This window comes from Pedobacter sp., from assembly GCF_045627485.1.
Classification (GTDB): domain Bacteria; phylum Bacteroidota; class Bacteroidia; order Sphingobacteriales; family Sphingobacteriaceae; genus Pedobacter.
In genome coordinates this window covers 1-7,729 of sequence record NZ_JAZQNU010000184.1, presented here as the reverse complement: position 1 = coordinate 7,729, position 7,729 = coordinate 1, and the positions used below count along the sequence as shown (strand labels likewise).

Annotated in this window: 9 protein-coding genes; 5 read left to right on the top strand and 4 right to left on the bottom strand. The window is 41.7% G+C overall.

Annotated features, from left to right (window positions below; genetic code table 11):
* The coding region (locus tag ACR2F3_RS14040) for an arginase family protein (protein WP_432710608.1) at positions 1 to 714 on the bottom strand (714 nt) is incomplete at its 3' end.
* A 102-nt stretch (positions 715 to 816) separates the two neighbouring features.
* On the opposite strand from ACR2F3_RS14040, the gene ACR2F3_RS14035 reads away from it, so the two are divergent.
* Positions 817 to 2,211 carry an arginine decarboxylase gene (locus ACR2F3_RS14035; RefSeq protein ID WP_432710607.1) on the top strand — a complete coding sequence of 465 codons (1,395 nt, stop codon included), beginning with the start codon at positions 817 to 819 and terminating at the stop codon, positions 2,209 to 2,211.
* 186 nt (positions 2,212 to 2,397) lie between these two features.
* Here ACR2F3_RS14035 and ACR2F3_RS14030 read toward each other — a convergent pair whose 3' ends face one another.
* Positions 2,398 to 2,835, bottom strand: coding sequence for an Hsp20/alpha crystallin family protein (locus ACR2F3_RS14030; protein WP_432710606.1), 438 nt, complete (start codon positions 2,833 to 2,835; stop codon positions 2,398 to 2,400).
* Positions 2,836 to 2,919: 84 nt separating this feature from the next.
* Between ACR2F3_RS14030 and ACR2F3_RS14025 the strand changes: the two genes are divergently transcribed.
* Positions 2,920 to 3,426 (top strand): acyl-CoA thioesterase, encoded by a 507-nt coding sequence (locus ACR2F3_RS14025; RefSeq protein ID WP_432710605.1) that lies wholly within the window; start codon positions 2,920 to 2,922, stop codon positions 3,424 to 3,426.
* Here ACR2F3_RS14025 and ACR2F3_RS14020 read toward each other — a convergent pair.
* Positions 3,423 to 4,829 (bottom strand): FAD-binding oxidoreductase, encoded by a 1,407-nt coding sequence (locus ACR2F3_RS14020; protein ID WP_432710604.1) that lies wholly within the window; start codon positions 4,827 to 4,829, stop codon positions 3,423 to 3,425. The genes ACR2F3_RS14025 and ACR2F3_RS14020 overlap by 4 nt on opposite strands.
* 103 nt (positions 4,830 to 4,932) lie before the next feature.
* On the bottom strand, positions 4,933 to 5,322 hold the full coding sequence (locus tag ACR2F3_RS14015; RefSeq protein ID WP_432710603.1) for a dihydroneopterin aldolase: 390 nt from the start codon (positions 5,320 to 5,322) through the stop codon (positions 4,933 to 4,935).
* Between the two features lie 200 nt (positions 5,323 to 5,522).
* Between ACR2F3_RS14015 and ACR2F3_RS14010 the strand changes: the two genes are divergently transcribed.
* Genes ACR2F3_RS14010 through ACR2F3_RS14000 form a run of 3 tightly spaced genes read left to right on the top strand, consistent with a single transcriptional unit; the run spans position 5,523 to position 7,413 of the window.
* Positions 5,523 to 6,713, top strand: a complete 1,191-nt coding sequence (locus ACR2F3_RS14010; protein WP_432710602.1) for an acyl-CoA dehydrogenase family protein — start codon at positions 5,523 to 5,525, stop codon at positions 6,711 to 6,713.
* Between the two features lie 47 nt (positions 6,714 to 6,760).
* Positions 6,761 to 7,144, top strand: a complete 384-nt coding sequence (locus ACR2F3_RS14005) for an SRPBCC domain-containing protein (RefSeq protein ID WP_432710601.1) — start codon at positions 6,761 to 6,763, stop codon at positions 7,142 to 7,144.
* A 56-nt stretch (positions 7,145 to 7,200) separates the two neighbouring features.
* Positions 7,201 to 7,413 carry a hypothetical protein gene (locus tag ACR2F3_RS14000; protein ID WP_432710600.1) on the top strand — a complete coding sequence of 71 codons (213 nt, stop codon included), beginning with the start codon at positions 7,201 to 7,203 and terminating at the stop codon, positions 7,411 to 7,413.
* The last annotated feature ends 316 nt before the right edge of the window (positions 7,414 to 7,729 follow it).

Genomic DNA, 7,729 nt, shown 5'->3' with positions numbered 1-7,729 from the left:
ATAAATAAGGTCGCAATGATCTAAATACATCATCGTTTCAATCACAACCCGCTCCACACCCCGCTTTCTCAGGTCGGCTGTGGTAATATTTTTCACTTTATTCTTCGTTACCAGGCGCTCTTCTGGCGGCTCCATATCACGTGTAGAGATCAAAACCAGGTCGCGGTAGGTGATCTTCGGTGCAATATCTCCCACGTTTTTAAGCTGAAACCAATAATTAATGGTCTCCTGGTCAAGCTTGTTCACTTTCTCATCCAGGTTGTCCTCGTCAAGCGCCATGGCCAGCGGCATGCCATGCATGTTACCCGATGGTGTGGTATAAGGCGAATGCAGGTCAGCATGTGCATCAATCCAGATTACGCCTAACCTTGCTTTCGGAAACGCCGCCTTTATGCCTGAAATGGTACCTGCTGCCGTACTGTGATCGCCAGAAAGCACCATTGGAAATTCCTTATTTTCTAGCGTGTCTTTAATAACATCGTGTACCCTTTCTACCATGGTTAGAATGCCCGAAATGCGCTTGGCAAAGGGACTGCCGCTACTTTCCAGCAGCAAATGGTTTTCATTGGGAACTTCTACAGATTGATGTTTCTTAAAAAACCTGCTTCCATAGTCCAACGCCGCAATTTTAATCGCATCTACGCCCAGACTCGCGCCACGCGTGCCTGCTCCGATCTCCGATTTTACCTCTATTACCTTTAATATTCGTGTCATAAAAAAAATTACGGCTGTTGTTTTATAAAAGGTTTATATTTGCCCCAAAATTAACTCATTTTAATTAGCTATACCTTTAATAATTGTTCAAAAATATAAAAAATGCAGAGTTACTCCGAATTTCTTGATCTAAGTGTAGGTTTTCCGCAAGAAGGCTATAGCATTATAGACGATGAATTATACTTTCAGGACCTCAACTTAATGGAAATGATTGAAACCTATGGTACGCCCCTACGTTTCACTTATCTGCCCATGATCAGTAAAAAGATTCAACAGGCCAAAATATTGTTTCAAACAGCCATCTTGAAAAACAATTACAGAGGTGACTATAAATATTGTTACTGTACCAAAAGTTCCCACTTCCGTCATATCGTAGAAGAAGCCTTAAAAAATGGCATCCACCTGGAAACGTCATCGGCATTTGATATGCCTATGATTGAAGCCCTGGAGAAAAAAGGTGCAGTAGATAAAAACATTACCGTGATCTGTAATGGTTTTAAAACCTACCAATACAAGCAATACATTATCGATATGCTGCATGATGGCTATAAAAACATCATTCCTGTATTAGATAACAAAGAAGAGTTCAATTTGTACGACGACGAGATCGAATTGGATACGCCATGTAACCTGGGGATCAGGATTGCTGCTGAGGAACAACCGGATTCACAATTCTATACTTCTCGTTTAGGCGTAAGAATGGAAGACGTGATCGATTTTTACAACAACAAGATCTCGGTTAACCCTAATTTCAGGGTGAAACTGTTACATTTCTTCATCAACTCGGGTATTACGGATAGCCCGTACTACTGGAACGAGCTGGAGAAATATGTTACCTTGTATTGCAAGTTTAAAAAGATCAACCCTGAGCTCGATACTTTAGATATTGGTGGTGGTATGCCTTTCAAGGATTCGCTGGTTTTCGATTTCGACTATGAGTACATGGTAAATGAAATTGTGAAAAGGATTAAGGAAATCTGTGCAGAGCACGATGTGATTGAACCGGATATCATTACTGAATTTGGTAAATACACTGTGGCTGAGGCTTCTGGTATTCTTTATAAGGTGTTGGGTCGTAAACAACAAAACGACAGGGAAAAATGGTTAATGCTTGATGGCTCATTCATTACCAACCTGCCTGATGTTTGGGCATTGAACCAGAAATATGTGTTATTGCCAATTAATAACTGGGATGCTGAATACGAACGTGTTAACCTTGGTGGTATTACCTGCGATGGGCAGGATTATTACAACCAGGAAGCGCACATGAACAGTGTGTTTATGCCTAAAACCCGTAAAGTGCAATATCTGGGTTTCTTTAACACGGGTGCTTACCAGGAAGTGTTAAGTGGATACGGCGGTATACACCATTGTTTGTTGCCTAGTCCGAAACACGTAATCATTCGCCGTAACCGCGATGAGACTTTCAACTTTGAGGTTTTTGGCGAAGAGCAAAACAGTAAACAAGTGTTGAAAATTCTGGGTTATAATTCATAATATTCTACCCATAAATAATAAACCCGCTCATCAAAGATGAAGCGGGTTTATTTATGGATAATGGTCTGGTACGAAACAGGCGCCACTTCTTTTTTTCAGCGAATCGCGGGCAGTTGGCAAGGCAAAAAAAAGACCGGATCATCGTGATGATGTCCGGTCTTTTTAATTGTTTAACACTTCAGAAAATTAAGATACTTTGATCTCTTTGAATTGTTCTTGACTTACGTCTTTTTTACCGATGGTGATTGTCAATATACCATTCAAGTATTCAGCGCTGATTTTTTCAGCATCAATTGATTCTGGTAATACAAAGGATCTTGCAAATGAACTAAAATCAAATTCGCGACGGCTATAATCTTTTTCTTTTTCTTCTGTAGCAGCTCCTTTTTTCTCTGCCCAGATGGATAGTGTGTCTTTTTTTAGGTTGATTTGGAAATCTTCTTTAGTTAAACCTGGCGCAGCCACTTCAATTTTATATTCATCTGCAGTTTCCAGGATGTTTACACCCGGAACTTTATTGATGTTAAAGTTTTTATTTAGCGCTTCATTAAACAAAGAGTCAAATACATTGTTAAAATAAGGTGCTGTGTTGCGTGTTCTGTTGTTGAATTTTACAAGTGTCATAGCTTTTTCCTCCTATCTAATTGTTAATTTTTAATTCTTTATTTTTATTCAGCTTATTCAACTCTTATACCAAGTCCACATTCTATGATTTTTAAGACATTCTGGCGTACAAAAACAAAACCTCAAGACAAAAAGGCAGAAATAATCAACCCATTCGACAGTTATAAATATAAAACGACAGTAGAGACCCGGTTTGCCGACTTCGATATGATGGGCCATGCCAATAACTCAGTTTATTTTACTTACCTGGAAATTGCACGGACCAAATACTGGCATCACGCCATTAACTGGGATTGGAAAAAAACGGGTGTTGTCATAGCAAGTGCTTCTCTGGACTATATCACCCCTATTTTTTTAGAAGATAAAGTTATCGTTTACGTTCGCACCTCCCGAATTGGGAATTCAAGTTTCGACCTGGAATACCTCATCGTGAAAACCGTAGGTGGCCAGGAAGTGGTGTGCAGTAAAGGCAAAACGGTTTGTGTTGCCTTTAATTATGCGGGTAAACATGCGACAAGCATCCCTGAAACGGAACGAAACAAAATGATTGCTTTCGAACAGCTTCAGGGTGCAGAACAGAAACCTGGTTAAACAGCATTAAAGATCTTGCCTGGATTTAAAATCCCGGCAGGATCAAATACATTTTTAATGCTGCGCATAAGGTTTAAATGAATTTCACTGTACTTAATTGACATAAAGTCCTTTTGTACCAAACCAATCCCATGTTCTCCGGAAATGGTTCCTCCAAGGTCAGCAGTGAGTTCGAAAATCTCGGTAATGCCATCTTTTAGTTTGTTCTTCCAGTCTTCGTCACTCATTCCTGCTTTGATAATATTAATATGCAGGTTGCCATCGCCGGCATGGCCATAACAAACGCTTTCAAAGCCATACCTGCCGCCTATTTCTTTAATGCCGTTAATTAGTTTAGGCAAGGCTGCTCTTGGTACCACGGTATCTTCTTCTTTATATACAGAATTTGATTTTACTGATTCGGCCATGGTTCTGCGCATACGCCACAACTCTTCTTTCTGACCGGCAGTATCTGCCAGCAGCACGTCTGTACAGTTATACTGCTCGAGCACCATATTGGTTTTTTCACAGTCGTTAAACATAACGTCCATATCATCGCCATCAAATTCAATAAGCAGAAAAGCATTAACGCCGTCTTTAAGGTCAAACTTGATATCGTCGTGTTCGATTACCCAGGCTACCCCTTTACGTTCCATAAATTCGAGGGCCGAAGGGGTGATTCCTGCCCTGAAAATGGCGGAAACGGCCGCACATGCTGCCTCATTTTCTGTAAAGGAAGCCAGCATCAGCACACTTTGTGCCGGCTTGGGAATCAACTTGGTTACAATCTTGGTAACCACGCTCAGGGTACCTTCCGAACCTATCATGAGTTGGGTAAGGTTGTAACCCGACGAATATTTTAAGGTATTGGCCCCGGTCCATATCACTTCGCCAGTAGGCAATACCACTTCCAGGTTTAAAATATACTCGCGAATGGTACCATATTTAACTACCCTTGGGCCACCTGAACAATGGGCCACGTTACCTCCAATGAAACACGAACCCTTACTTGATGGGTCTACAGGGTATAACAAGCCATGTTCGCCTACTGCGTTGATAAATTCTTCGGTGATCACACCTGGCTCTACGGTGGCCTGAAGATTTTCAGTATCAATGTCAATAATAGCCTTGAATTTCTCCATAGACAGTAGTACACCGCCGTATACCGGCAAAGCAGCACCACTTAAACCGGTACCGCCACCTCTTGGAGTTACTGGAATATGGTTTTCGGAACATAGCTTTAACAAGGCAGAGATAGACGCAGTGTCTAAAGGTTTAACCACGACTTCTGGGTAGTACTTTAAATCTTCTGTCTCGTCATGGGCATAGTTAGCCAGCGATTCTTCGTCGGTGAAGACATTGGAAGAACCAACAGCGTCTATAATCTGAACAAGCAAGGCAGAAGTAATTTTAGTATATGGCATGTGTTGGTAATCGTTTTGGTGTTAATAGTTGTAAAATTTGGTTTTATTTGTTGTTATCACTGCAAAGGCACGATACGAGGTAAAGAATTGTAAAATCTCTGTGTTAAAAGGAGGTGAAATACGATGCACTTTGTATGGGTGCGGTATAATGTAACTGCACAAAAGAATGCCCTACTTCTCCGCCCATGCAAGGATTTAGCTTTTTAATGCCAACCTCTACAGTCCGCAAGAAAGGGAAATTACTCAGTGTGCTGTTCATCATGTTTTTAACCACTGTTTCCAACAGTTTTTGAGTATGCTGCATTTCTTGTTGCATGATGTCATTAAGCACCTCGTAATTAACGGTATGCTGTAACGCTTCTGTATCTTCTGACGGCAAAAAAGTAACGGTGATACTCACCAAAAAATGATTACCTGTTACCTGCTCTTCAGCATAATACCCATGTAAAGCAAAAAATTTAACATCTCTTAATGCGACGGTTTGAATTAACATTTCCCTGGTTCTTTGTGCAAATTTATATTTTTGAAGGGTTTTTGCTGCCCATAACGCTAAATTATTAACTTTGATCGTAACTAATGCTACAAATTGGCCTATTTAAATTTTTAAACAGCCATTTAATTTTAGCAGCTTGTGCAGGGTGAAAGATGGAGGCATAATCATATACACGATCAACAGCAAACCAAATAAAAGCAATGAGCAAATCTGGAAAAAAAGACCTTTACGAAGCGCCTGATTATTATTTATTGGACGAACTATTATCTGAAGAACACCTCCTGATCCGCTCTGCGGCGCGCGACTGGGTAAAAAGGGAAGTAAGCCCGATTATAGAAGATTTCGCCCAACGGGCAGCCTTTCCCTCACACCTGATTAAAGGACTGGGTGAAATTGGTGCTTTTGGCCCTACTATTCCTGCTGCTTATGGCGGTGCTGGCTTAGATTACATCGCCTACGGCATCCTCATGCAGGAGCTGGAACGTGGAGATTCTGGAATCCGCTCTACCGCATCAGTGCAAGGCTCCCTGGTGATGTACCCTATTTTCACTTACGGTACAGATGAACAAAAAGAGAAATACCTTCCTAAGCTGGCTACCGGTGAGATGATGGGCTGTTTCGGATTAACGGAACCTGACCATGGATCTGACCCCGGCAGTATGGTAACCAATATAAAAGAAGATGGTGATCACTTTTTGCTCAACGGTGCCAAAATGTGGATTTCAAATGCGCCTTTCGCAGACATCGCCGTGGTTTGGGCAAAAGATGAATCGGGTAAAATCCGCGGTTTGATTGTAGAACGTGGCATGGAGGGTTTCTCCACCCCCGAAACCCACAACAAGTGGAGCTTAAGGGCTTCGGCAACGGGCGAACTGGTATTTGACAATGTGAAAGTACCTAAAGGAAATATGTTCCCTGATATAAGGGGTTTAAAAGGCCCTTTAGGCTGCCTGAACCAGGCCCGTTATGGAATTGCCTGGGGTGCATTAGGTGCCGCCATGGATTGTTATGATACCGCCCTGCGTTACTCAAAAGAACGCATTCAATTTGGTAAACCAATTGGTGGTTTCCAGCTGCAGCAAAAGAAACTGGCAGAAATGGTAACTGAAATTACAAAGGCTCAACTGCTGGTGTGGCGCCTGGGTGTACTTAAATCACAGAACCGTGCTACCGCCGAACAGATTTCCATGGCAAAAAGAAACAGCGTGGAAATTGCACTGGACATTGCCCGAAATGCCCGACAGATGCTCGGTGGCATGGGTATTACCGGTGAGTACTCCATTATGCGGCACATGATGAACCTGGAATCTGTAGTAACTTATGAGGGCACACATGATGTGCACCTGCTGATTACAGGGATGGATGTTACTGGCTTGAACGCCTTTAAATAAATAAAAAAGATACGGGAACCTCGTAGAAAGGAACAAAAAGAACTAAAATGAAGACATTTAAAAAATATTATGCTTTTCCGGCGCCACCTGAAGAGGTATACCTTGCCCTGACCAAAGAAATGAGTATTCAACTGTGGACAGGCGCTGAAGTGCATTTTACGGATGTACCGGGTACAGAATTCTCTTTCTGGGACGGCGATATTGTAGGTAAAAACCTGGAATTTGACTTTGGCAAAAAAATTGTACAGCAATGGTACTTCGGAGAGGATAATGAACCTTCCATTGTGACCATTAAACTGCACCCTGATAAAAAGGGAACTTCCCTGGAATTTGTTCAGACCAATATCCCTGACGAAGATTATGAGGAATTTACCGCTGGACTTGATGAGCACTATTTTGGTGGTTTACAGGATTTCTTCGAAGAGGAATAGTATTAACCCCGGGAAGCCCCTAAACAATATGGCTACCCAACAAAAAAAACGCTATTATGAACAAAACCGTAGGACTAATTTTAATCGTCATCGGAGCCATTCTGTTAATCTGGACCGGCTTTACGTACACTAAGAAGGAAAAGATCGTTGATGCCGGCCCTATCCAAATCTCCGCCGACCGTGAGAAAACCGTAAACTGGCCACCCTATGCTGGCGGGATCATCCTTGTAGCTGGAATTGTAGTATTAGTAACCTCGAAAAATAAATAACAAGGTCTCTATAAAACAGAAAGAGCCCGATTCTTACGAATCGGGCTCTTTCTGTTTATGTTATTCATGCTGTCTCCTACTTGTACGCTTGGCCGGATAATTTTACTAGGGTAATACTATATACCCTCAGCGTAATACTTCACCTATGCTACTTCAACTCCTTTACGCTTTGCCGGATAGCAAAATTTTACAAGGGTAATACTATATACACTCAGCGTAATACTTCACCTATGCTACTTCTACTCCTTTACGCTTTGCCGGATAGCAAAATTCTACAATTTTCTGAACCAGGATTCATGCTGCTTGCCCTGAATTC

Coding starts and splice junctions, on each gene's coding strand:
- ACR2F3_RS14000 (WP_432710600.1), top strand. CDS start 7,201: ATGAACAAAACCGTAGGACTAATTTTAATCGTCATCGGAGCCATTCTG.
- ACR2F3_RS14030 (WP_432710606.1), bottom strand. CDS start 2,835: ATGACACTTGTAAAATTCAACAACAGAACACGCAACACAGCACCTTAT.
- ACR2F3_RS14035 (WP_432710607.1), top strand. CDS start 817: ATGCAGAGTTACTCCGAATTTCTTGATCTAAGTGTAGGTTTTCCGCAA.
- ACR2F3_RS14005 (WP_432710601.1), top strand. CDS start 6,761: ATGAAGACATTTAAAAAATATTATGCTTTTCCGGCGCCACCTGAAGAG.
- ACR2F3_RS14010 (WP_432710602.1), top strand. CDS start 5,523: ATGAGCAAATCTGGAAAAAAAGACCTTTACGAAGCGCCTGATTATTAT.
- ACR2F3_RS14020 (WP_432710604.1), bottom strand. CDS start 4,829: ATGCCATATACTAAAATTACTTCTGCCTTGCTTGTTCAGATTATAGAC.
- ACR2F3_RS14025 (WP_432710605.1), top strand. CDS start 2,920: ATGATTTTTAAGACATTCTGGCGTACAAAAACAAAACCTCAAGACAAA.
- ACR2F3_RS14015 (WP_432710603.1), bottom strand. CDS start 5,322: ATGTTAATTCAAACCGTCGCATTAAGAGATGTTAAATTTTTTGCTTTA.